This is a genomic window from Methylobacterium sp. C25 (assembly GCF_021352225.1).
In the GTDB taxonomy this organism is placed as follows: domain Bacteria; phylum Pseudomonadota; class Alphaproteobacteria; order Rhizobiales; family Beijerinckiaceae; genus Methylobacterium.
The window spans coordinates 499387-522043 of the sequence record NZ_JAAUVI010000003.1; the positions used below are offsets into that span (position 1 = coordinate 499387).

At 65.7% G+C, this 22657-nt stretch carries 23 protein-coding genes; 11 read left to right on the forward strand and 12 right to left on the reverse strand.

Annotation, left to right across the window (positions count from 1 at the left end):
- Positions 1–390: 390 nt before the first annotated feature.
- Both HCU64_RS12220 and hmpA read right to left on the reverse strand, forming a co-directional pair.
- Positions 391–1056 carry a GntR family transcriptional regulator gene (locus tag HCU64_RS12220; protein WP_233384175.1) on the reverse strand — a complete coding sequence of 222 codons (666 nt, stop codon included), beginning with the start codon at positions 1054–1056 and terminating at the stop codon, positions 391–393.
- A 185-nt stretch (positions 1057–1241) separates the two neighbouring features.
- Positions 1242–2483 (reverse strand): NO-inducible flavohemoprotein, encoded by a 1242-nt coding sequence (gene hmpA / locus HCU64_RS12225; RefSeq protein WP_233384177.1) that lies wholly within the window; start codon positions 2481–2483, stop codon positions 1242–1244.
- 93 nt (positions 2484–2576) lie between these two features.
- Here hmpA and HCU64_RS12230 point away from each other — a divergent pair, with 93 nt between their 5' ends.
- The gene (locus HCU64_RS12230) at positions 2577–3032 is read left to right on the forward strand and encodes an Rrf2 family transcriptional regulator (RefSeq protein WP_233384179.1); all 456 of its coding nucleotides are present in this window, start codon (positions 2577–2579) and stop codon (positions 3030–3032) included.
- Between the two features lie 52 nt (positions 3033–3084).
- Here the strand turns inward: HCU64_RS12230 and HCU64_RS12235 are convergent, their stop codons facing one another.
- Together HCU64_RS12235 and HCU64_RS12240 are read right to left on the reverse strand one after the other, a co-directional pair.
- Positions 3085–3822, reverse strand: coding sequence for a cysteine hydrolase family protein (locus HCU64_RS12235; protein ID WP_233384181.1), 738 nt, complete (start codon positions 3820–3822; stop codon positions 3085–3087).
- 71 nt (positions 3823–3893) lie between these two features.
- Positions 3894–4460, reverse strand: a complete 567-nt coding sequence (locus tag HCU64_RS12240; RefSeq protein WP_233384183.1) for a TetR/AcrR family transcriptional regulator — start codon at positions 4458–4460, stop codon at positions 3894–3896.
- A gap of 370 nt (positions 4461–4830) precedes the next feature.
- On the opposite strand from HCU64_RS12240, the gene HCU64_RS12245 reads away from it, so the two are divergent.
- Entirely contained in the window at positions 4831–5256 is a 426-nt protein-coding gene (locus tag HCU64_RS12245; RefSeq protein WP_233384184.1) for an organic hydroperoxide resistance protein, read from the forward strand.
- Positions 5257–5332: 76 nt separating this feature from the next.
- On the opposite strand, the gene HCU64_RS12250 is transcribed toward HCU64_RS12245, so the two are convergent.
- From HCU64_RS12250 to HCU64_RS12260, 3 genes are all read right to left on the reverse strand, one after another.
- Positions 5333–6868, reverse strand: coding sequence for an aspartate ammonia-lyase (locus tag HCU64_RS12250; protein ID WP_233384186.1), 1536 nt, complete (start codon positions 6866–6868; stop codon positions 5333–5335).
- Between the two features lie 112 nt (positions 6869–6980).
- Positions 6981–7868, reverse strand: coding sequence for a dihydrodipicolinate synthase family protein (locus tag HCU64_RS12255; protein WP_233384188.1), 888 nt, complete (start codon positions 7866–7868; stop codon positions 6981–6983).
- Positions 7868–8581, reverse strand: a complete 714-nt coding sequence (locus tag HCU64_RS12260) for an RlmE family RNA methyltransferase (protein WP_233384189.1) — start codon at positions 8579–8581, stop codon at positions 7868–7870. Before HCU64_RS12260 ends, HCU64_RS12255 begins: the two co-directional genes overlap by 1 nt.
- A gap of 218 nt (positions 8582–8799) precedes the next feature.
- On the opposite strand from HCU64_RS12260, the gene HCU64_RS12265 reads away from it, so the two are divergent.
- The 3 genes from HCU64_RS12265 (at position 8800) to HCU64_RS12275 (ending at position 11417) form a co-directional block, all read left to right on the forward strand.
- Positions 8800–9966, forward strand: coding sequence for a multidrug effflux MFS transporter (locus tag HCU64_RS12265; protein ID WP_325169970.1), 1167 nt, complete (start codon positions 8800–8802; stop codon positions 9964–9966).
- A gap of 176 nt (positions 9967–10142) precedes the next feature.
- Entirely contained in the window at positions 10143–10817 is a 675-nt protein-coding gene (locus tag HCU64_RS12270; protein WP_233384191.1) for a metal ABC transporter permease, read from the forward strand.
- An 87-nt stretch (positions 10818–10904) separates the two neighbouring features.
- Positions 10905–11417 carry a DoxX family protein gene (locus HCU64_RS12275; RefSeq protein WP_233384192.1) on the forward strand — a complete coding sequence of 171 codons (513 nt, stop codon included), beginning with the start codon at positions 10905–10907 and terminating at the stop codon, positions 11415–11417.
- Here the strand turns inward: HCU64_RS12275 and HCU64_RS12280 are convergent.
- On the reverse strand, positions 11374–12846 hold the full coding sequence (locus HCU64_RS12280) for an MFS transporter (RefSeq protein WP_233384193.1): 1473 nt from the start codon (positions 12844–12846) through the stop codon (positions 11374–11376). The genes HCU64_RS12275 and HCU64_RS12280 overlap by 44 nt on opposite strands.
- A gap of 260 nt (positions 12847–13106) precedes the next feature.
- Between HCU64_RS12280 and HCU64_RS12285 the strand changes: the two genes are divergently transcribed.
- Positions 13107–13994, forward strand: a complete 888-nt coding sequence (locus HCU64_RS12285) for a DUF3313 domain-containing protein (RefSeq protein WP_233384194.1) — start codon at positions 13107–13109, stop codon at positions 13992–13994.
- 231 nt (positions 13995–14225) lie between these two features.
- Entirely contained in the window at positions 14226–15716 is a 1491-nt protein-coding gene (gene guaB, locus HCU64_RS12290) for an IMP dehydrogenase (RefSeq protein WP_233384195.1), read from the forward strand.
- A 56-nt stretch (positions 15717–15772) separates the two neighbouring features.
- On the opposite strand, the gene HCU64_RS12295 is transcribed toward guaB, so the two are convergent.
- A complete protein-coding gene (locus tag HCU64_RS12295) occupies positions 15773–16036 on the reverse strand; it encodes a hypothetical protein (protein ID WP_267922297.1) in 264 nt (87 codons plus the stop codon).
- Positions 16037–16435: 399 nt separating this feature from the next.
- Between HCU64_RS12295 and panE the strand changes: the two genes are divergently transcribed.
- Both panE and HCU64_RS12305 read left to right on the forward strand, forming a co-directional pair.
- Complete coding sequence (gene panE / locus HCU64_RS12300) at positions 16436–17380, forward strand: 2-dehydropantoate 2-reductase (protein WP_233384196.1); 945 nt, start codon at positions 16436–16438, stop codon at positions 17378–17380.
- Between the two features lie 243 nt (positions 17381–17623).
- On the forward strand, positions 17624–17908 hold the full coding sequence (locus HCU64_RS12305) for a hypothetical protein (RefSeq protein WP_233384197.1): 285 nt from the start codon (positions 17624–17626) through the stop codon (positions 17906–17908).
- A gap of 10 nt (positions 17909–17918) precedes the next feature.
- Here the strand turns inward: HCU64_RS12305 and HCU64_RS12310 are convergent, their stop codons facing one another.
- Positions 17919–18107 carry a hypothetical protein gene (locus tag HCU64_RS12310; RefSeq protein WP_233384198.1) on the reverse strand — a complete coding sequence of 63 codons (189 nt, stop codon included), beginning with the start codon at positions 18105–18107 and terminating at the stop codon, positions 17919–17921.
- Positions 18108–18269: 162 nt separating this feature from the next.
- Here HCU64_RS12310 and HCU64_RS12315 point away from each other — a divergent pair, with 162 nt between their 5' ends.
- Together HCU64_RS12315 and HCU64_RS12320 are read left to right on the forward strand one after the other, a co-directional pair.
- The gene (locus tag HCU64_RS12315; protein ID WP_233384302.1) at positions 18270–19571 is read left to right on the forward strand and encodes an RsmB/NOP family class I SAM-dependent RNA methyltransferase; all 1302 of its coding nucleotides are present in this window, start codon (positions 18270–18272) and stop codon (positions 19569–19571) included.
- A 138-nt stretch (positions 19572–19709) separates the two neighbouring features.
- The gene (locus tag HCU64_RS12320) at positions 19710–20786 is read left to right on the forward strand and encodes an alpha/beta hydrolase (RefSeq protein ID WP_233384200.1); all 1077 of its coding nucleotides are present in this window, start codon (positions 19710–19712) and stop codon (positions 20784–20786) included.
- Positions 20787–20917: 131 nt separating this feature from the next.
- Here the strand turns inward: HCU64_RS12320 and HCU64_RS12325 are convergent, their stop codons facing one another.
- Positions 20918–21148, reverse strand: a complete 231-nt coding sequence (locus HCU64_RS12325; protein ID WP_233384201.1) for a hypothetical protein — start codon at positions 21146–21148, stop codon at positions 20918–20920.
- Between the two features lie 211 nt (positions 21149–21359).
- Positions 21360–22652: a M16 family metallopeptidase gene (locus HCU64_RS12330; RefSeq protein ID WP_233384202.1), complete on the reverse strand. Its 1293-nt coding sequence runs from the start codon at positions 22650–22652 to the stop codon at positions 21360–21362.
- Between the last annotated feature and the right edge of the window lie 5 nt (positions 22653–22657).

Consider the following 22657-nt stretch of genomic DNA (forward strand, 5'->3'; position numbering starts at 1 on the left):
CGGAGCCCGCAGCGAAGCGGAAGGCGATCCGGGACCCGGAGGAGGCAATCACCTCCTCTGCGGGGGCATCGCTGCTTCCGCGAGGCCCTCGACGAGGGGCCGGCCCAGTCCGCTCCTGCCAAAACTCGAATGTCCGCTTCTTCACGCTGGTGCCTGAAAAACGGCCCGACAGCAGCCACTCGACCCGGCCATCGTTTGCTTGGCGCGGACGGTCGCTTGGAGGTGCCCGCTGGCTCTGGGGCCGGTCAGTCCCTCCAACTGCAGGGGAAGGCCGCCTCTATGAAGGCGAGCGGGACCAATGCTCCTGACACAGCCGATTGTTACCGGACTCAGGATCCTGATGCGCAGGATTCGAATAGCGCGGCAGAAGCTTCGATATCGTCGGCTAGCCTACCCTCGCTCGCGGACGAGCTGGGCTGCATGATCGGCATCCCGATGCTCCAGAGCGGCAATGATCGCGACATAGGCAGCGCGAAGGTATTCGGGCTTCGTCTTCCGACGGAAGAACACGTCGTGGACGCTGCGAAGGTGCAGGAGAAGGTGATCGAGCATCGCCAGGATCTCGCCGGTCTGGGCGAGGATCGCGACGTGCCGGCAGAACCGCCAACGAGCCTCGAAGTAGATCTCGAACTCGGTCGGGCGATCGGTCTCGTAGAACGCGCCGAACTCATTTCGTAGGGCCCCAAGCTGTTCGTCGGTCGCCCTTTGGCAGGCCAGCCGAACCGCCATCGCCTCGAGAGCCGCGCAGGCATGGATCATGTCGACGATCTCGCCCTTGGACTTCCGGATCACATAGATGCCGCGGCGGGGTTCTGCACGAACGAAGCCCTGATGTTCGAGAATCGTCAGAGCCTCTCGAACCGGCGTCCGGCTGACACCGAGCTCCACGGAGAGCTTGCGCTCGTCGAGCCGGATCTCATCCGGTCGGTCGTATATCTCGAGATCCGTGATGGCGCTCTTCAACGCCTTGTAGGCCAAGGAGCGAAGGCTTGGTTCGACAGTAATCGGAATCAAGTTTGCCGGGCCGCCGCGCGACGTTGCCGGGACCGAAGCCATCTCATGCTCGTCCGACGTCGGTCCGGTCATAGTGATCCCGAGCTAGTTCTGGCCCGAAGCCCGGGTGAAAGCATGCTAGTCGCCTGTCATCGCTTTCCAGACGCCGAGCGTATCGATGTGCTGCTTGAAGCATCTTGGCCTCCTCGCGGCGGAGCTTTGCTTGCGTCCAGGCGCCCCCAGCTGCTTCAAGCGGCTTGCCGCGGCTCGTCGACCAGTTCGTCCGCCGGCCCGAAGAATTCGAACTTGATGCGTTCCGCAGGCACGCCCTGCCGCTGAAGCCCGTTGACGAGCGACGCAAGGAACGGCTTCGGCCCGCAGAGATAGTAGGTAGCGGCGTCGCCCGGCGTTTGAGCCACCAGCCAGTCGGCCGTGATGAGGCCGGCATCGTCGAAGTGGATCCCGAGCCGATCCTGGGCCTCCGGCTCAGCATAGAACGTCCGGATGCGGATGTTCTCATTGCTGCCGGCTAGAGCCTTCGCACGGCCGCGCATCGCATGGACCCGACCATTCAACGCTCCATGAACGTACCAGGTCGGCCGCCTGGATTTCTCGCCGACGATCGCCTCCAGCATGCTCATCATCGGCGTCAGACCGACGCCCCCACTGACCAGCACGATGGGCTCGTCGGATTTTGTGTCGAGGAAGAAGTCGCCCGCCGGCGGCGCCGCCCGAAGGATCGTCCCGAGCTTGGCCCGATCATGCAGCCAGTTTGAGACGATCCCGGCCGGCTCGTTCGCTCGGCCTTCCCGCTTCACCGTGATCCGGTATGCGAAGTCGTTTGGCGCACACGAGATCGAATAGTTGCGCTTGAGAACACCCTGCCCCGGTAGATCGAACAGGAAGCCGAGATACTGTCCCGGCTCGTGCCGCAGGATCGGCCGACTGTCGACGGGCAGGAGCACGAACGAGCTGATCGTTTCGCTTTCCTGCGTGATACTTTCTACCGCGAATTCCCGCCATCCGTTCCAGCCGCCCGGCTTCGCGGCGAGTTCCCGGTAAATCGTGGCCTCCCGCCCGATCAGAAGTTCTGCCAGGAACCAATACGCCTCTCCCCAGGCTGCGCAGATCTCGGGGGTGGCAGCTTCGCCGAGGACATCCCCGATCGCCGCGAGCAGCGCGTCGGCCACGTGCGGATAGTGCTCGGGCAGGATGTTCAATGCGACATGCTTCTGGGCGATGCGTTCGACCGCCCCCGAAAGCGCGCCGAGATTGTCGATGTTCCGGGCATAGGCCAGCACAGCCTGCGCAAGTGCCTTCGGCTGCGAGCCGGTTTCGCCGTGATGGGATTGATTGAAGAGATCTCGGATCTCCGGGTTCCGGAACAGGCGCTCGTACATGAGCTTCGTGATGTCCAGGCCGTGTGCTTCTAGTGCCGGGACCGTGGCCTTGATGAGCGCGATGGTGGTGGGTTCGAGCGAAGCAGGCATCGGGAGGCCTTAAAAGGTGCATCAATCATGCATCTTTTAAGAGGGTGGCTCATAAGGTGCAAGTGGAATATACCTTCTCGGGTAGGATCTTTGATGCGCCTGACCCGCTACACCGATTACGCGTTGAGAACGCTGATCTATCTTGGGCTGAACGAGCCGCGGCTGAGCTCGATCGCTGACGTCGCGCAGGCCTACGGCATCTCCGAAAGCCATCTGACGAAGGTGGTTCACCAACTCGGAAAGCTCGGGCTGGTCCATACGATGAGGGGTCGGGGCGGCGGTCTGCGACTCGGTAAGCAGCCTGAGGACATCGTCATTGGAGCCGTCGTCCGTCAGACGGAGGACGACCTTGCATTGGTGGAGTGCTTTGCGTCCGGCGCCTGCGCGATCACGGCGCCATGCCGCCTACGGAAAGCTCTTGGAGAGGCTCTGGCAGCTTTCCTGGACGTGCTCGACGGCTACACCTTGGCAGATCTGTTGGGCGACGGAGCCGGAGCCGAGATTGCAAGGCTGCTGCATCTTCCTCCGGCAACCGAGATCACCTCCTAGACTGGCATTTCGCGGCAACAGAACTCACGAAAGCGTAAGCGATGTGACCCGACTATTTGTTCAGCATCTCGAGCGTTTCGTCGGTGGTCCAGATCGCATGGGCGATGAAGCGGAAGTTGATCATAGCCGCGAGATAGCCATCACCTTCGGGGACGCGCGGTCCAGCCGTGGCGTCACGCACAACGACGACTTCGAAACCCTGCTCGACGAGTTCGCGCAGGTGCGATTCGATGCAAAGATTTGCGGCCATCCCAGCCAGAATTACCTGGGAAACCCCATGCTTACGCAATTGGAGCGCCAAATCGTTTGTTTCAGGCCCAAAAACCTTGTGCGGCGACGCAATGATTGTGCGGCCGTCAAGAATGTATTCCTTATAAGCCGGTAGAAAATCGGCGCCCGAACCTTCGAAGTTCTCGAGAGTTACGGAGCCCTTCCGATCGAACATCTTTATTTGATGCATGGCCAGTTCAAGCGGGCCGCCGAAATGCCAATGATGATCGCAGGGGTAATAATAGTGTGGCGAGATTGCCACTGCGATGTCAGCTGCCTTGGCGCCCGCGAAGAGTCTTCCGATGTTTGAAACCGTGTTGTTCTCGGTAATGCTCTCGCCGAAGAACGGCCAGCTGACACCGTCGGGACTCAAGAAATCGTTCTGTGGATCTACGACGACGAGAGCTGCGGCTTTGAGATCTAGCTTGAATGCAGGTTTTGGAAGAGCGCCATCTCCAGCTGACTCATAGAGTTGATGCGCGAGGTCGTCCCGTCGAGTGGATTCTGCGTTGTTGGACATTTCCTACTCCCGATTTGGTTGCCGCGGATGACAAACATAAACGACCGGTCAGCTATAAATGAGACACGAGATCAGGCGAGAAGCCGCGGCAGGGACTGCTCCTGAAAGCGGAGGAGAGCCCGATCGGTTCTCTCGACCTTCGCGCGCATCACTGCTCCTTCGAAGGCGTCGATCAGCGATGCCGCGAGTTCGCTCGCGCTATCCTGCGATGCGATCTCGCCGCGAACCTGAGCATCCCCGATGCAGTCCGCGAGAAGCCGTGTCCATTCATCGAACAGGCCGAACAGGCGCCGTCGCATCGGCTCGCTCGAAAAAGATACCTCGAGCGCGAGATTTCCGATCAGACAGCCGATAGCGAACCCGTGATCTCGATGGTAATCCACAAGCCCTTCGAAGTGCAGACAAATTCTCCGATAAGGATTGATGTTTTTATCTTCTAGGAATTTTCCGTAATTATTCGAGATCTCAAACCAATATTCTGAGGCAATCTCTGTTCCGAAAGCATCTTTGCTGTCAAAGTAACTGTAGAACGACCCTTTGGGGACCGAGGCAGCTAAGGCGATATCCTGGACGCCGGTCGCATTGAATCCGTGGCGCTGGACAAGATCAGCGCCCTTGGCAAGGAGGCGAGAACGCACCGCTGGATTGGCTGGCCTGGGCATGAAAAATAGATGACCGGTCGGCTATCGAATGTCAACGAGCTTCTGATACCTGGAGTCGCATTGAGGAGAGGGCCCTCAATTCGACACTCAGGACGTCCTCGTCGTCCGAGGCGCCGATGCTATGGGAATTCGCGATGACGCTCCAACCCTCTCGCCAACAGGCGTCGACGATCGCTGCACCGAGGCCCTGAGAACCGCCCCAAGCCAGATTCGATCCTCCCATGTGCGCCAACACACGTGAATAGATTGTGCGCAATCTATATGCCTGTCAGTAACGGCAGCCGAAGACGAGATGGTCCCGGCGGCCGCGCAAACATCCGAGCTGGATCCAACCCAGGAGATCCCCATGAGCGTCGACGTGAAGTACCGCACCTCCGCCACTGCCACCGGCGGCCGTGACGGCTCTGCAAAGACCGATGACGGCAGCTTCCAGGTGAAGCTCTCGACCCCGAAGGAGCTCGGCGGTGCGGGGGGTGACGGCGCCAACCCGGAGCAGCTCTTCGCCTCCGGCTATTCGGCCTGCTTCCTCGGCGCGCTCAAGGTCGCCGGTGCCCAGGCCAAGGTGAAGATCCCGGCCGAGACCACCGTGAACGCCAAGGTGGGCATCGGCCCACGCTCGGAAGGCGGCTTCGGCATCACGGCCGATCTCACCATTACCCTTCCGGGCATCGACAAGGCCGAGGCGCAGAAACTCGTCGAGGCTGCACACCAGATCTGCCCGTATTCCAACGCCACCCGCGGCAACGTGGATGTCGGCTTGACGGTCGCCTGAGGCGTCTACGGCAGGCCATTATCGCCATAGGGGTTCCTCTCTCGCATGCGGGAGGGGAACTGGCGCGCGTGCTCCGTTAGATCGTGCCCTTCTTCTGCCGGCGCGTCGGATGGGTCATCGCCTCCAACTCCAGCAATTGGTTGAGCTGGGCCTCGGTCAGAAGGCCTTCCTCCAGCACGAGTTCGGCGACGGAGCGGTTTTCCTTGAGCGCGCGCTGCGCGATGCGAGAACTCGCCTCGTAGCCGAGTGTCGGCGCCAGCGCCGTAACGAGCCCGATCGAGCCCTGGACCAGGGCGCGGCAGCGCTCCCTGTCGGCTTCGACACCCTCGACGCAGCGCTTCGTCAGGGTCTCGATCGCTGCCGTCAGCATGCGGATCGACGAGAGCACGCAATAGCCGATGGTCGGCTCGAAGGCGTTGAGCTGGAGTTGGCCGCCCTCGGCGCAGAGCGTGACCGTGAGATCCTGCCCGATCACCATGTAGGCGACCTGATTCACCACCTCGGGGATCACCGGATTGACCTTGCCGGGCATGATCGAGGAGCCGGCCTGCACGGCGGGCAGCCGGATCTCGCCGAAGCCCGTGCGCGGCCCAGACGAAAGCAGCCGCAGGTCGTTGCAGATCTTAGAAAGCTTCACGGCCACGCGTTTCAGCACGCCCGAGAACAGCACGAAGGCGCCGAGATCCGAGGTCGCCTCGATGAGGTTTCCAGCAAGCACCATCGGCTGGCCCGAGACCCGCGACAGTTCCTCGACCGCGAGCGCTGCGTAGCGCGGATCGGCGTTGATCCCGGTACCGATGGCGGTGGCGCCAAGATTGACCTCTCGGAACAGCGCGCTGGTTTCCGTGAGCCGGCCGACATCCTCCTTGATGGTGGCGTGGAAACCGTCGAATTCCTGGCCGAGCGTCATCGGCACGGCGTCCTGGAGCTGCGTACGGCCCATCTTGAGCACGTCGGCGAATTCCACCGCCTTGCCCTTGAAGGCGTAGGCGAGGTCGTCGAGCGCCCGCGTCAGCGGCTGCGTCGCGATGATCACCGCCAGCCGCAGAGCCGTCGGATAGGCGTCGTTGGTCGACTGCGCCATGTTGACGTCGTCGTTTGGATGCAGCTTCCCGTAGGTACCGGGGGCGTGGCCCATCAGCCCTAGGGCGACGTTAGCGATCACCTCGTTGGTGTTCATGTTGGTCGAGGTGCCTGCACCGCCCTGGATGGCATCGACCACGAAAGCCTCGGCATAGGCCTTGTCGGTAGCGACCAGGGTGCAGGCCCGGTCGATGGCATCGGCCTTGACCGCGTCGAGATAGCCGAGCCGTTTGTTGGCCCGCGCCGCGGCCTGTTTCACCAGAGCCAGGGCTTGCACGAACTCCGGAAAATGCCCGACCGGCACGCCAGTGATGGGGAAGTTCGTCACCGCGCGCTTGGTGTGGATGCCCCAGAGTGCATTCGCCGGCACCTCGTCATAGCCGAGCAGGTCATGCTCGGTGCGGCTCTTGGCGGTCTCCATCTCGACAGTGCGGACCGTTGCGACGGCAATGTCGTCGGAGGTCGTGCTGTCGTCGACCGGCGCCGCCTTGCCCGTCTTGCCCTTGGCCGATGCTTTTGCCCTGGTCATCGCTGGCCTCCGTCCGTCGCCGAAGGCGGAAGGCTAGGCTAAGGCCGCGCCAATGCACGCGGATTCTGTCCGTGCACGCCGTCGGCTCACGAAAGAATGATCCTGACGGCGCTCAGCTCAACGCCAACGCCCGCAACGTCTCGGCGACGCGCGCCCGAACCTCTTGCGGCAATGGCAGGATCGGACGGGGCAGCTCGGCGTCGGTCAGGCCGAGAATCGCGGCCGCCGCGTAGACGACGCGCAGGCTCGAATGCTCGCGAAACAGGCCCCAGAGCGGTTCGAGCGCGGCATTGAGGCGGCGCGCCTCCTCGGCATCCCCGTGTTCGGCAGCGCGCACGATCGCAAGGCACGCCTTCGGAAACAGCCCGGCCGCGACGCTGTACCAGGCATCGGCGCCTGCAATCAGCGCTTCAGTGACGTGCCAGTCGCCGCTGCAGCCGACGGAGAAGCCGTCGGGCACGGCGTGACGCAGGCGGTCGAGATGCGGCGCCACGGCCGGCGCGGCCGGAGCGGGGCTCTTGATCGCGATCACCCCCGGCAGCCGACTGACGCGGGCGACCAGGTCCAGGCCAAAGCTGAAATGCGTGGTGCCGGGATTGTCGTAGATCACGAGCGGCAGCCCGCTTTCGCGCGCCACCACGGAGAAGTGCTCGAACACCTCGTCATCCGTGAGAGGCGTGTAGGAGACCGGCGCAAGCAGCCCGGCCGTCGCTCCGATCGCTCTGGCATCCTGGGCGAGCCGAACCGTCTCGTCGGTGCGCAACGCCCCGATCCCGACGAGAATCGGCATGCGGCCCGAGACCTCGTCGATCGCCGCTTCGAGCGCTCGGCGGCGCTCCTCGCGGCACAGATAGGCATAGGTGCCGGTGCTGCCGAGCAGCCCGATGGAATCGACACCAGCGTCCCGCAGCGGCGCGAGCAGGCTGCGCAGGGCCGCTACGTCGACGCGGCCCTCGGCGCTGCAGGGCGTGATCGGAAAGGCAGAGAGCTTCTTGCCCATCAGGCTTCCGATTCTGTCGGCTGGGCTGCCCGTCCGCGAAAGCCGGTCGCCAGAACATAGAGCTCGCTCGAATCCGCGCGGCTCGCATTGGGCTTCACATGACGCACGGTGGCGAAGTCGCGCTTGAGGTCCGTGAGGAGTTCGCCCTCGGTGCCGCCCTGGAACACCTTGGCGAGGTAGCTGCCGCCGGGCGCCAGGATCTCGCGGGCGAAGTGCGCGGCGACCTCGGCCAGCCCGATGATGCGCAGGTGGTCGGTCTTCTTGTGGCCCGTCGTGTTGGCGGCCATGTCCGACATCACGAAATCAGCCGGTCCGCCGAGCATCTCGGTGAGAATGCCGGGGGCGGTCGGGTCGAGGAAGTCGAGGGTGATGAATTCGACGCCGGTCATCGGCTCGATCTCGAGGAGGTCGATGCCAACCACCTTGCCCTCTGCCCCGATCTTCTTCGCAGCGACCTGCGACCAGCCACCAGGCGCCGCTCCGAGATCGACGATCTTCTGCCCCGGCTTGAGCAGATTGAAGCGCTCGTCGATCTCGATGAGCTTGAAGGCGGCGCGCGAGCGGTAGCCCTCGCGCTTGGCCCGCGCCACATAAGGGTCGTTGAGCTGGCGCTCGAGCCAGCGCTTCTGGGACAGGGTGCGCCCGCGCCCGGTCTTCACCCGCTGCTTCAGGTCGCCCCGCAGGCCGCCGCTGGCACCGCGCCGGTCGGTCATCCCAAGTCCTTCTCGAATGATGCGGCCCATGGTCCGCACGGGTCAGCCCTGCGGACGGAACGGCCCACCCGGCGCCGACCGGGCTTAAAGGCTACACCAGCAACCCGCCAATATCGCAAGGTGCGATCGTGACAGCACCCATTCGGCCAGACACCGTCGCCGTTCCCGAAGCGGACCGCCCCGGCTTCCGCGAGTTCGTCGGCATCGTCGCGCTGATGATGGCCGTCACCGCGATGTCGATCGACAACCTGCTGCCGGCCTTTCCCGTGATCCAGGATCGCTTCGCCGTCGCGGACCCGAACCGGCTGCAGCTCCTGATCTACGTCTACATGGTCGGGTTCGGCGTCGGGCAGATCCTTTATGGGCCGCTCTCCGACTCGCTCGGACGGCGCAAGACGCTACTGGCGAGCCTCGTCATCTATCTCGCCGCGACGGTGATCGCGATGTTCAGCCCGAGCTTCGGCTGGCTACTCGCCGCCCGCTTCATACAGGGGACCGGTGCCGCCGGCGGGCGCGTGCTGTCGCTGGCCATCGTGCGTGATCGCTATGCCGGCCGCGCCATGGCGCGCGTCATGTCGCTGATCATGATGGTCTTCCTGATCACGCCGATGCTCGCGCCGGCCGTCGGCCAGACCATGTTGCTGCTGGGTTCATGGATCTGGGTCTTCGTCTCGATGCTGGCTCTCGGCAGCATCCTCACGGTCTGGTTCACGCTGCGGATGCCGGAGACGCTGCATCCGGAATACCGCCGCCCACTCTCGCTCGGCGCCATGGCACAGGCGCTGCGCCTGACCGTGACCAGCCGCGCGACGATCGGCTACGGCACAGCGCTCGGTCTGATGGTCGGCTGCATCATGGGCTATGTCGGCTCGGCCCAGCAGGTCTTCGATTCGGGCCTGTACCATCTCGGCGGCTGGTTTCCGCTGGCCTTCGCCGTGGTGGCCGGCGCCATGGGCACCTCGACGCTGATCAATTCGCGCCTCGTCGAGCGGCTCGGCATGCACTGGCTTTCGCATGCCGGCCTGATAGCCTTCCTCGCCGTTGCTCTCGCGCAGGTCGGAATCGGGCTCGCCTGGGAGGGGCAGCCGCCCCTTTGGCTGTTTCTCGCGGCTTTGTGCCTCAACCAGTTCCTGATCAGCTTCACCATGCCGAACTTCCAGGCGCTCTCGATGCAACCCGTCGGCGAGGTTGCGGGTACGGCCTCCTCCTTCCTCGGCTTCTACACGACGTTGCTCGGCGCGGCCTTCGGTGCGCTGATCGGCCAGAGCTTCGACGGCACCGTGCTACCGGTGGCGATCGGCTATGCCGGGTTGTCTGCGCTAGCCCTGCTGGTCGTCGTCTGGACCGAAAGCGGTCGGCTGTTTCGCGCCGGAGCGTCGGGATAGCGCGCCTCCGCCTCCTGGAGGTGCCGCGCGATCATGTCGGCTGAGGCGTCCCGCCGCAGTTCGATCGGGATCCGTATCCGTAACCCGCGCGTCTCTCTCGGCGAAGAGCTTGGCGATCGGCCGGTCAGGCCGGCGATCGACGCTCCGCTTCAGAAAAAGCCAATCAGGACAACGATATGCTTCGCTTCACCATGATCGCCGCGCTGGCAGCACTGTCGACGGCCGCCGTCGCGGCGCCGGTCGAAAGGGTCCGCGGCACGATCGAAAGCGCCAATGGGACGACCTTCACGCTCAAGCAGGATGATGGCAGCTCGAAGAGCATCAGCCTCGGCTCCGACACCACCTACGCCTCCGTGGTGAAGTCGAGCCTCGATCAGATCAAGGACGGCGTCTTCGTCGGCACGGCGACCAAGGGCGACAATCCTCCGACGGCCCTCGAGGTGGTGCTGTTCCCCGAAAAGATGCGCGGCACGGGCGAAGGTCACTACGATTGGGACGAGATCCAGGACACCACGACGGGGGGCTCCAAGGTCAAGAGTTCGATGACCAACGGGACCGTGAAGGCCGCGACCGGCGGGATGCCGAAGGTCAAGAGTTCCATGACCAACGGCACGGTTGCGAAGAGCACCGGCGCGACCGGCGCCAAGACCCTCACCGTCACCTACGGAAAGGATGGGGGCACCCAGACGATCACCGTGCCGCCTTCCGCCCCGATCGTGACTTTTGAGCCAGCGGATGCGGCCATAATGAAGCCGGGCGCGAAGGTGTTCGTCATCGCCGGCAACGAGGACGGCAAGCTCAGCGCCAAGCGCGTCGCGGTCGGCAAGGACGGTCTGCGGCCGCCGATGTGAATCGCGTATCCGGAGGCTGATGCTTAACCGGACCTTCAGGCGAACGTCGGAAGCTGGGCCGTCTCGCCCGCTTCCGGAGTTCCCGCCGTGACCGATCGTGCCCGCAACGGTGCCTTTCTGACGGCCCGGCTGCTCATGGCCGCAGCCCTGCTGCCGACGGGGATTGCACGGGCGCTCAACGTCTCGGGCTTCGCCGTTACCCTGGCCAGCGCAGGCCTGCCCGCGCCGAATGCGCTCGCCACCGCGACCGTGATCATCCAGGTCTTCGGTCCGCTCGCCCTGATCCTCGGCGTGATGCCACGGGTCACGGGGCTTGCGATGGCCACGTTCGTGGCGGCCTTCGCAGTCCTGCTGCACCCGTTTTGGCTCTTCTCCGGAGCGGCTGCCGTCACCGAGCGGACTTTCCTGCTGTCCGATCTCGGCCTCGCCGGCGCCTTCCTGATCTACGCCATGGCCGGCCCCGGCGGCTGGAGCTGGCAAGGCTGGCGCTCGGGCAACGCCGCTCCAGCCAAGCCGCGGGCGAGCGCGGCCAAGGCCCCTGCGAAAAAGGCTCCGGTCAAGCGCTCGGGCGGCCGGGCTCCGATGCGTGAAGCGGCGTGATCGGACCCAGGGTCTGAGGTGATCCGTCGCCCGGCTTCGTTGCCAGGACCTTCTGACCCGACACCTCCGCCCCCGCATCCGGTGCAAGGCGCGCGAAAGAGAAAATCGCCGCGGCCGAGATCAGCGCCACCGTGAAGAAGGCCGGCGTGAAATCCGACGCCGTGATGTTCGTGTGTCCCTGCACCCTGGCCGAGGTCTCGAGCGCCAGCGCGCCGATGGTGACGCCGAGGCTGAGCGAGATCTGCTGCGCCACGCTGGCGAGGCTGGTCGCAGCGCTCATCTCGCGGCTGTCGAGATCGGCATAGGCGATGGCGTTCACGCAGGTGAATTGCAGCGAACGGCAGCAGCCGCCGAGCAGCAGCGCGCAGACGATCAGCCAATGCGGCGTGCCGGCGGTGAACAGACCGTTGAGCGCCAGGAAGGCCGAGGCGATCAGGGCATTCGTGAGCATGACCCGGCGGAAGCCGTAGAGGCGTAGGATGCGCGGGCCGATGATCTTGATGAGCAGCGCCCCCACCGCCGAGGCGAAGGTGATCAGTCCCGAGCGCAGCGGATCGAGCCCGAAGCCGATCTGCAGCATCAGCGGCAGCAGGAACGGAATCGCCCCGGTGCCGATGCGAAACAGACTGCCGCCGGTGACGGAGGCGCGGAATGTGCCGTGCTTCAGGAGGTCGAGCCGGATCACCGGATTCGCCACGCCACGCGAGTGACGGAAATACACGACGAGCAACACAGCTCCGAGCGCGACGCTGCCCCAGGACAACCAATCCGGCAACAGGTGCCGCCCCGTCGAGGCGAGTCCGAGCATCAGCAGGGCCAAGCCGGCACCGGAAAGAAGGAAGCCCAGCACATCGAGCGGCGGCCGCTCGGGCTCTCTGACGTTCTCGAAGAAGATCGTCGCGAGCGCGATGCCGGCAAGCCCGATCGGGATGTTGATGAAGAAGATCCAGCGCCAATCGAAATAGGTCGTGATGAAGCCGCCCACCGGGGGCCCCAGCACAGGCCCGATCAGCGCGGGGATCGTGAGATAAGCGAGAGCGCCGACGAGCTCGTTCTTCGGCACGCTGCGCAGGATCACCAGACGCCCGACGGGCACCATCATCGCCCCGCCCATGCCCTGCAGGAAGCGCGCGGCGACGAAGCCGGCCAGCGAACTCGATCCGGCGCAGGCGAGCGAGCCCGCCATGAAGACACAGAGGGCGGCGCGAAACACCGTGCGCGCGCCGTAGCGATCGGCGGCCCAGCCCGAGACGGGAATGAAGATCGCGAGGCTGACCAGGTATGACGTCAGCGCGAGCTTCAGCGCGATCGGATCCTCACCGAGGCTCTTCGCGATCACCGGGAGCGCCGTGGCGATCACCGTGGAATCGGTGTTCTCCATGAAGAGCGCCGTGGCGACGACGAGGGGGACGATCTGGGAGGGACGCATTGTTGCCCGAAATAGCGCCAACTGGCCCCTCGTGGATTCCCTGGGGATGAATTCGCCGCGTGAATCGTGTTTCGGAATCGTGTCTGACGGGCCACAGGAGTCCCCGCTTGAGCGGCCCGCGACGCCGTTAGCCCTTCGCAGGGACCAAGCTCGGCCTTAAGTTCAGAAACAATTCGCGGTGGCGTGGGCGGCGTCGCGGCTCCGCATGATCGTCCCGATCGATCGAGGACGATTGCAAGACGATCCATGAAAGGCATCGGATGCCATCCCGGCACGATAAGCCACGTTTTGCCCTTCGCCTCGCCCTGGCTTCCGCCATGCTCGCGTTGGTCGCCGGCTGCGGCCAGGTCGTCCTCACCGACGGCCAGTCGCTGACGCGTCGCGACCGCCTGTCCGGCAGCGACGCCGTCGCTTCGGATTCGCGCCTGTTCGTCGATCAGGCCGCGCTGTCGCGCACGCGCACCGTGCGCATCATCCCGACTTCCTTCCCGGCCAACGCCTTCGGCGCGTCGGTGCTGACACCGGAACAGCGCGCCCTCGCTGCGAACGCCGCCGACCGCGCCATGTGCTACGAGCTGTCGCTGAAATACGACGTCGTCTCGACGCCCGATGCCGACCTCACGGTGCGCTCGCGGATCACCCGCGTCGATCCCACGGACCTGCTCGGCGCCGGCTCGACCATCGGCCTGTCGGCGGCGATCTCGATTGCAGGACAGCTCGGCGTCAGTGCGGCCGAGGGTCTCGGTCGCATCCCGGTACCGCGCATCCCGATCGGACTGGGCAGCCTGACCGTCGAGGCCGAGGCGATCGACCGCCATCGCCAGCAACGCGCCGCGATGATCTGGGGCGGCGCGGCCAACTCCTTCACCAGCCAGCCGCGCTTCTCGAAAGACAGCGACGCCTACGACCTCGCCGGCGAGTTCGGGCAGGATTTCGGTTTCTTCGTCGCGACCGGCAAGGACCCGTTCAAGTCCGAGCTGTTCATCCCGAACTGGAACCGCATCCGCATCACCGTGCTCGGCGAGGCGCCCCTCGACCCGGATTGCGCGCGCTTCGGCCGGGCTCCCGGCGTCGATGGCATCCTGACCGACTATATCGGCCTGCCGCCGGAATACGGTGACAAGGGAACGGCCGGGCGGAGCGAGTGACACCGTAGCCCGCGGCTTCGGGAAAGCTCTGCCACCCTCAAGGCTCCGGCCAATGGCCGCTGCGCATGCACAGCAGCCGTGCGCGTCATTTCCCCGTGTCCAGAACATGGCATCTGCGCATTCGCGTCTTTGCGCGGGGCCGTTCCGCATGATACTGGCACGCGCCAACCTGAGACCGTCGACGCGACGCAAAAACCGCGCGGCCGACCTTCACATCACCGGAGTTGGCACATGGCCCTGATCAGCGCGGAATCCATCATCGAGGGCCTGACCTTCGACGATGTCCTTCTGCGTCCCGCGGCCTCCTCCGTGATGCCCGGCGAGGTCGACATTGCGTCGCGGCTCACCCGCACCATCCGGCTGAACCTGCCGATCGTCTCCTCGGCCATGGACACGGTCACCGAGGCGCCCATGGCCATCGCCATGGCGCAGAATGGCGGCCTCGGCGTGATCCACCGCAACCTGGAGCCGCCGGAACAGGCCGAGCAGGTCCGCCTCGTCAAGAAATACGAGTCGGGCATGGTGCTGAACCCGATCACCATCTTCCCCGACGAGACCCTGGCCGACGCCTTCGAGGTGATGAAGGCCAACCGCATCTCCGGCATCCCGGTGGTCGAGCGCGGCCCCAACGGCTCGCGCGGAAAACTCGTCGGCATTCTCACCAACCGCGACTGCCGCTTTGCCACCAATTTCGGCCAGCCCGTCTCCGAGCTGATGACGAAGGACCGGCTGATCACGGTGCGCGAGGGCGTGACGCAGGACGAGGCCAAGCGCCTGCTGCACCAGTTCCGCATCGAGAAGCTCCTGGTGGTCGACGACCACTACCGCTGCATCGGCCTGATCACCGTCAAGGACATCGAGAAGCAGGTCGCCCACCCCAACGCCGTCAAGGACGAGCAGGGGCGCCTGCGCGTCGCCGCCGCGACGACGACGGGTGACGGTGGCTTCGAGCGCGCCGAGCGCCTGATCGATGCCGGCTGCGACGTGGTGGTGGTCGACACCGCCCACGGCCATTCGATCAAGGTGCTCGACGCCGTGCGCCGGGTGAAGTCGCTCTCGAACGCCGTGCAGATCATCGCCGGCAACGTCGCCACGCGCGACGGCGCCAAGGCGCTGATCGATGCCGGCGCGGACGCCATCAAGGTCGGCATCGGCCCGGGCTCGATCTGCACCACCCGCATCGTCGCGGGCGTCGGCGTTCCGCAGCTCACCGCCCTGATGGAGGCGGTGGAAGCGGGTCACGAAGCCGACATTCCCGTGATCGCCGATGGCGGCATCAAGTATTCCGGCGACCTCGCCAAGGCGATCGCGGCCGGCGCCTCGGTAGCCATGCTGGGCTCGCTGCTCGCCGGCACCGACGAGGCGCCCGGCGACGTCTTCCTGTACCAGGGCCGCTCCTACAAGAGCTATCGCGGCATGGGCTCGGTGGGCGCCATGGCCCGCGGCTCGGCCGACCGCTACTTCCAGGCCGAGGTCAACGACACCCACAAGCTCGTGCCCGAGGGCATCGAGGGCCAGGTTCCCTACAAGGGTCCGGTCTCGGCGGTGCTTCACCAGCTCGCCGGCGGCCTTCGGGCGGCCATGGGCTATGTCGGCGCGCCGACGGTGCCGGAGTTGCAGGAGCGGGCCCAGTTCATCCGCATCACCAATGCGGGCCTGCGCGAGAGCCACGTCCACGACGTGACCATCACCCGCGAGACGCCGAACTACCCGAGCCGGTAAGGGCTTCCAGTCCGTCCGGCGACCGGGTTTCCGACTGCCGGACGGTGTGACGGCGCCTACTTCACCGTCTTGAGCAACTCGTCATAGGCCTGACAGGCCTGGGCATTGTTGCCTGCCGCCTGGAACTTCGCGCCGACCTCCTGGAACTTCTTCATCAGCTCCTGACCGCTCGCCGGGTCGGCGGTGATCTTCTGCTGAATTGCGGTCATCAGCTCCTGCGATTTCTTGGTGATCATATCGGGAGTGCACTCGTTGCTCTTCGAGCAAGCAGCCACCCCGCCGGCCAAAGCTACCGCAACGATCAAGTTCACGATCTTCAACGCTCAGTCCTCCCTGTCATTCGGACAGCCAAGACGGCGGGCCGAACGGCCCGTTGCCTGAAGCCATCTCGAATTCTTCAAATGCGACCTCCCTTCACCTCTCCGGATATTGATAATCCGCAAGCAGGAGAATCGCAGGGACTTTCCCTATAGGGGGCGCCCTCTGTGAGAGCGAACGCTTTGTCGCACATATGAAGCTTCGCCGTGCCGTTGCTCACACGTGACCGGTGCGGGGTTCAGACCCCCCGCCATTCGAGAGTGTCGAAAGCGAACCCGCAATCCGCCCTCGATGCGCGGCTTCCGAACGCCGTCGTGCTATCGCCGCCCCGGAATGATGAGGCGTTGTTGCGCCGGGGGCCGAAGGCTGCATAGAGACGCGGAAACAGGCGGAGGATGACGATGCGGGTTCTCGTAGTCGGCGCAGGTGCAACCGGCGGATATTTCGGCGCACGGCTTGTCGAGGCCGGGCGCGACGTCACCTTCCTGGTCCGGAAAGCGCGGGCCGAGAAGCTTGCGGCAGAGGGCCTCCAGATCCGAAGCCCGGTCGGCGACTATAAGATCGATGCCCCGCAGACCGTCACTGCCGACACGCTCGCGAGTGCCGGGCCGTTCGATCTCGTGCTCCTGTCCTGCAAGGCCTACGACCTCGATAACGCCATCGCGGATGCCGCGCCGGCTGTCGGACCGCAGACCGCGGTGCTGCCGATCCTGAACGGCATGAACCACCTCGACGCCCTCGACGCGAAATTCGGCGCAGAGCGCGTGCTCGGCGGCAGCTGCGCCATCGTCGGGACGATGACCAAGGCCGGCGAGATCCGCCAGATGACCGACCTGCATTCGCTGACCTACGGCGAGCGCGACGGCTCACGGTCCGCGCGCATCCAGGCCATCGAGGCGCTGATGGAGGGCGTGCGCTTCCAGGCCCGGTCGAGCGACAAGGTGCTGCTCGAGATGTGGGAGAAGTGGGTTTTTCTGGCGACGCTCGCAGGCAGCACCACCCTGATGCGCGCCGCGATTGGCGACATTCTCGCCGCTCCCGGGGGCAAGGCCCTCATCGAAGGGCTGCATGACGAATGCCGGGCGGTGGCCGTCGGCTCCGGCTACGGTCCGCGCGAGAAGGTGTTCGAGGGCGCGCGCAAGACACTGACCACCGAAGGCGCGCCGATGACCGCGTCGATGCTGCGCGACATCGAGGGCGGCGCCCGCGTCGAGGCCGACCACATCATCGGCGACCTGATCGCTCGCGGCGTCAAGGTCGCGCCGGGTTCGCCCCGACCGTTGCTGGAGATGGCCTATACGGGGCTGCGCAGCTACCAGAACCGCCGCGCGCGCGAGGCCTCCTGAGCACTTCGGCGCTCGCTTTGGCGGCAAAGGAAGCAATGACCGCCGCTCACGACAGGCGTGGCGCTCGTTGCGCCCGTAGTGGCGCCTCGCCGGCCCCGGCGAGATACACCGATTACGGCTGCGCGAGCCTCTACGCGAAGAAATGACCGTCCGGCGGCGGTTTGCCAAGCTTCGGCAACCCGTTAGGGTGCGGGGCAACGTTCGGCGCTCGTCCGGCACACGCGACCTGGGATTGCCGACACCATGACCAAGGCAGACTGCATCGAGACTCTGCGCGCGCTGATCGAGCGCAGCGATCGAAACGAATTGGCGGAAGTTCAGGCCACGATCATCCAGTTCGCGCTGGCTTCGGCCGACCTGAAGAGCCGCACCGAGGCGATGGCAGACCTGCAGACGTCCCTCGAAACCGAGATGCTGGCGGCCAAGCTCGCCCCCGACCAGGCCGCCTACTACGCGGTCGTCGAGGCGATGATCGACCGCACGCGGGATGCGGTCTTGAACTATTCGAGCCGGCCAGCGACAGCCTAAGGCGCGCGATTCAATAGCGCTGAGGCGGCGCCACGGGGCGCGGATCGCCGTATTCGAGCTGCGTCTTCGCGTCGTAGGGACGGCGCGGCGGCGGCACCGGGTCCGCGATCGGTTCCGCAGGAGCGCGCGAGCAGGCTGCGGCGGCCAGGGCGAACAGGCAGGCTGCGGCCAGGGGGTACAGGGGCGATCTGGGCTTCATCGGATACTCCCGCTCGAACTCATACGGGAACCGTTGACGAAAACGGCTCATCGCATGTCTTGAGGGACGAACGCGCTTTTAGCTCGGCCGTATCGTGACCAAGCCTAGGGTTAAGCGTGGCCGTATCGTGGCAGAGTCAACGAGATCTTTCCGGAGCCGATCCTGACCCCTTCCGCTCGCCTTTCTGCCGCCATCGAGGTGCTCGCCGACATCGCCGCGCGCCGCCGGCCGGCCGCCGATGCCCTCAAGGATTGGGGCCTCGCTCACCGTTTCGCCGGCTCGGGCGACCGGGCCGCCATCGCGAGCCTGGTCTATGACGGGCTGCGCCGCCGCGCCTCTGCGGCCTGGATCATGGGCGAGGACACGCCGCGCGCGGTGATGATCGGCATGCTGCGCCTGCAGCGGGGGCTCGCCGCGCCGACCATCGGCGGATTGTTCGACGGGTCGCGCTTCGCGCCGGAGCCGCTGAGCGGCCACGAGCAGGAGCGCCTCGCGAATGGAACCCTCGACGATGCGCCGCCGGCGATCGCGGGCGACGCGCCGGATTGGGTGCTGCCCTCGCTACAGGGACTTTTCGGCGACGACCTTCTGCCGGAGTTGCGCGCTCTGGGCCGGCGTGCGCCGCTCGACATCCGCATCAACGGCTTGAAGCTCGATCGCGACGCCGCGCTGAGCCGACTCGCCCACCTCTCGCCCGAGCCGACGCCGCATGCGCCGATGGGTCTGCGCATCCCGCTCGGCGAGGATGGGCGGGGGCCGGCACTCCATGTCGAGCCGGAATTCATCGAGGGCCTCTACGAAATCCAGGACGAGGGCTCGCAGCTCGCAACGCGACTTTCCGGGGCGCAGCCGGGAGAGACGGTGGTCGACCTCTGTGCCGGCGGCGGCGGGAAGACTCTGGGCTTGGCCGCGCTCATGCGGAACCAGGGCCGCATCATCGCCACCGATGCCGATCCGCGTCGACTGGCGCCGATCCACGAGCGACTGCGCCGGTCGGGCGCCGAGGCCGAGATCCGCACGCCGCGCGTGGGCCGCGCTCGGGCGGACGTGCTGGAGGATCTCGATGGTACCGTCGACCGGGTACTGGTCGACGCGCCCTGTACCGGCACCGGGACATGGCGGCGCAATCCGGACGCCAAGTGGCGCCTGCGCCCGAACAGCCTCGCCTTGCGCGTCTCCGAACAGGCGCAGGTGCTCGACCGGGCGGCACAGCTGGTGCGGCCGGGTGGGCGCATCGTCTACATCACCTGTTCGCTGCTTCCCGAAGAAAACGACGACGCCGTCGCAAGCCTGCTGAAGCGCCGGCTGGGGAATCTCACCGTCATCGACTCCTCCACCGTTCTGGCGGAGGGCGCATCAGCGCTGGCGCCTTTCGTGCGCCTGACGCGTCACGGCGTGCAGATGAGCCCCGTGCTCACAGGAACCGACGGCTTCTACGTCTCCATGATCGAGCGCGCAGGCTGACGCGTCGCGAGACTCGCCTTATCAGTCATGCTGCCCCCCGATGCTGGCAACGGACCAGTTCGGCAAGGATCACAAGCGCTTCTGAGCCGTTTGTCAGGAAGAGCCTCGCGCCTTCGGAGATTCTCGGATGCTTCGCTCATGACGCTCGATCGCAGGGCCCTGATGGCGGCCGCGGCAGCGCTGCTGACGGCGGAGCGGGTGAAAGCTCAGGAGAATCCGGGAGAACCAACGGTTCGGGCCCTTCGGCCGATCGGCGATCCTGCGATGCAAGCCCTTCCGCAGGTCCCGACGCAGCCGCCTGTTCGGGAGACCGTGCAGGCCCTGCCGAAATCGGCACCGGGCTCCGAACTCGAAGTCATCGACCTCTGGCCCGGCCTGCCGCCTGGCGGTGGCGGTCCGTTTCGCAGTGATTACCGCTTCGACGAGACCCTGGGAGGTGTGATCACTGGCGTAACGCGGCCATGCCTCATGGTCGTCCGGCCGGAGCGGCCGAATGGCGGCGCCTTCCTCGTTGCGGCGGGCGGCGGCTACCGCCGGATCGACATCAGTGGTGAAGGCCTGCCTGTGGCAGCCTGGCTCGCCAAAGCCGGCTTCCACGTCTTCGTGCTGATCTACCGCCTGCCGAGCGAGAAATGGGGCGACGGACCCGATGCGCCGCGCCAGGACGCGCAGCGAGCGGTGCGCCTGATCCGCGCCAACGCGGCGCAGTACGGCATCGACTCGGAGCGGATCGGTCTGCTCGGCTTTTCTGCCGGCGGCCATCTGATGGGAGAGACGGCGGTCGATTCCGAAGTCGATCTCTACGACGACGTCGATGAGGCGGACCAGCAGAGCGCGCATGTGGCGCTGGCTGGCCTGATCTACCCGATCATCACGCTGAAGGCGCCGTTCGACCGGACGATCTCCAGCCGCGTCGTGCTCGTGGGCGAGAACCCGTCGGAGGCGCAAAGGCGCGCCTATTCGGTTGATTCGCAGGTGACGAAGCGAGCGCCCCCGATCTTCCTGGCGCAAGCCGCGGACGATCCGGTCGGGACGGTCGATCATCCCTTGCGGATGTACAATGCCCTGCGCGCGGTCGGCGTGCCGGTGGAGATGCACCTATTCGAGCGCGGCGGCCATGGGTTTGGCCTCGGCGTGCCCGGCATGCCGGCGGCGGCCTGGGCCAACCTGTTCCTGAGCTGGATCCGCGCCCGCGGCTTCATGCGCAATGTCTGAGCCGCGAGCGCTGTCCTCTTCACGCTACTGGGAAGAGAAAGATCGTCGGTCGATCAGAAGCACTGACGCTTGGTCTGAGCCGCGAGCGCTGTCCTCTTCACGCTACTGGGAAGAGAAAGATCGTCGGTCGATCAGAAGCACTGACGCTTGCGCACGATCACGACGCGGCCCATGGGCCCACGGCGCTTGGTGACGACGGTCCGGCAGCGCGGACCGCGGATCACCGTACGGGACACGACCCGAGCCTGCTCGATGCTGCTGCCGGGCGCGATGCCACCGGCGAGCGGCATGGCCGAAGCGGGCGCAGCAGCGACGAGGCTGCCGAAGGCGAGGGCGGCGATACCGAGGAGAGATGATCTCATGGTGCTAGGCTCCTTGCTTTTTGTGGGGCGGGCGCTGTCGCAGGCATGGCATGAATGTGCAGTTAATGCTCAGCTTACAAACCGAAACCAAAGCGAGGAACAAGCCGGCAAAGTTTTTGATCGATGCTTGTCGGGCACGCGTGTGTACCCGCATGGCTTCGCTCGCGGGTAAATCGATCGACCCGCGTACGGATCACAGATCCAGAGCCGGCTATCCGGCGAGGGACGCCGCAACCTGCTTCAGCGCCGGCAGCTTGCGGATCGGCCCGATCGCCGCGAGCGTCGGCGCACCGGCGATGACGGCGCGGCCGGCCGCACGGACGTCGTCCACCGTCACCGCATCGACCTTGGCGATGACTTCGCCCGAGGGGATCACGCGGCCCCAGGCCAGGAGCTGCCGGGCATTGCGCTCGATGCGGCCACCGGGCGTCTCCAGGGCCGAGAGCAGCGAGACCTTGAGCTGCGCCTTGGCCCGGGCCAGCTCCGCTTCGTCGAGCTCTTCCGTCGCTGTGCGGGTGGTAGCGATGGCCACGTCGACGAGTTCGGGCAGATCCGCGCCGGAGGTGCCCGCGCCGATGCCGAACAGGCCGCAATCCGAAAAAGGCCAGTGGAAGGCCTGGATGTCGTAGGCGAGCCCGCGGGTCTCGCGCACCTCATGCCAAAGCCGCGAGGTCAGGCCACCGCCGAGGATCTGCGCGAAGAGGTGCAGCGCGTAGTAGCCGTCGTCGCGGAACGACAGACCGGGCAGGCCGAGGACGAGGTTGGCCTGTTCGAGCTTACGCTGCATGCGCCGCTCGCCGCCGCCGTAGAGGCCCGGCACGACAGCCGGCACCGAAGCCGGCTTCATGCCGCCGAACAGCCGCTCGCCGGCCTCGACGATCTCCTCGTGCGACACGGCGCCGGCGGCGGCCAGCACCATGCGCTCGGGGACGTATTCGCGGGCGATGAAAGCCTCGATCCCGGCACGGTCGAAGCTCGTAATGGTCTCGGGCCGGCCCAGGATAGGACGGCCGATCGGCTGGTCAGGAAAGGCCGTCTCGACGAAGGCGTCGTAGACCACGTCGTCCGGCGTATCCTCGACCGCGGCGTATTCCTGCAGGATCACGCCCTTCTCGCGGGCGAGCTCGCCGGCCTCGAAGGTCGAACGGGTCAGGATGTCACCGAGCACGTCGAGGGCGACGCCGACATCCTCGCCGAGCATGCGAGCGGTGTAGCTGGTGCTCTCGGTGGAGGTCGCGGCGTTGATCTCGCCGCCGACATTCTCGATGTCCTCGGCGATCTTGCGCGCCGAGCGGGTTTGCGTGCCCTTGAAGGCCATGTGCTCGATGAGATGGCTGAGGCCATGCTCTTCGGGCCGCTCATGGCGCGAGCCGGCGCCGACATAGACGCCGAGTGAGGCCGTCGCCACGCCGGGAATCGCTTCCGTCGCGATGGTCAGGCCGTTGGAGAGCCGCGCGATCTTAAGGTCGGGCGAGGCGCCGAAGGTCGTGAAATGCTCGTTCATGACCG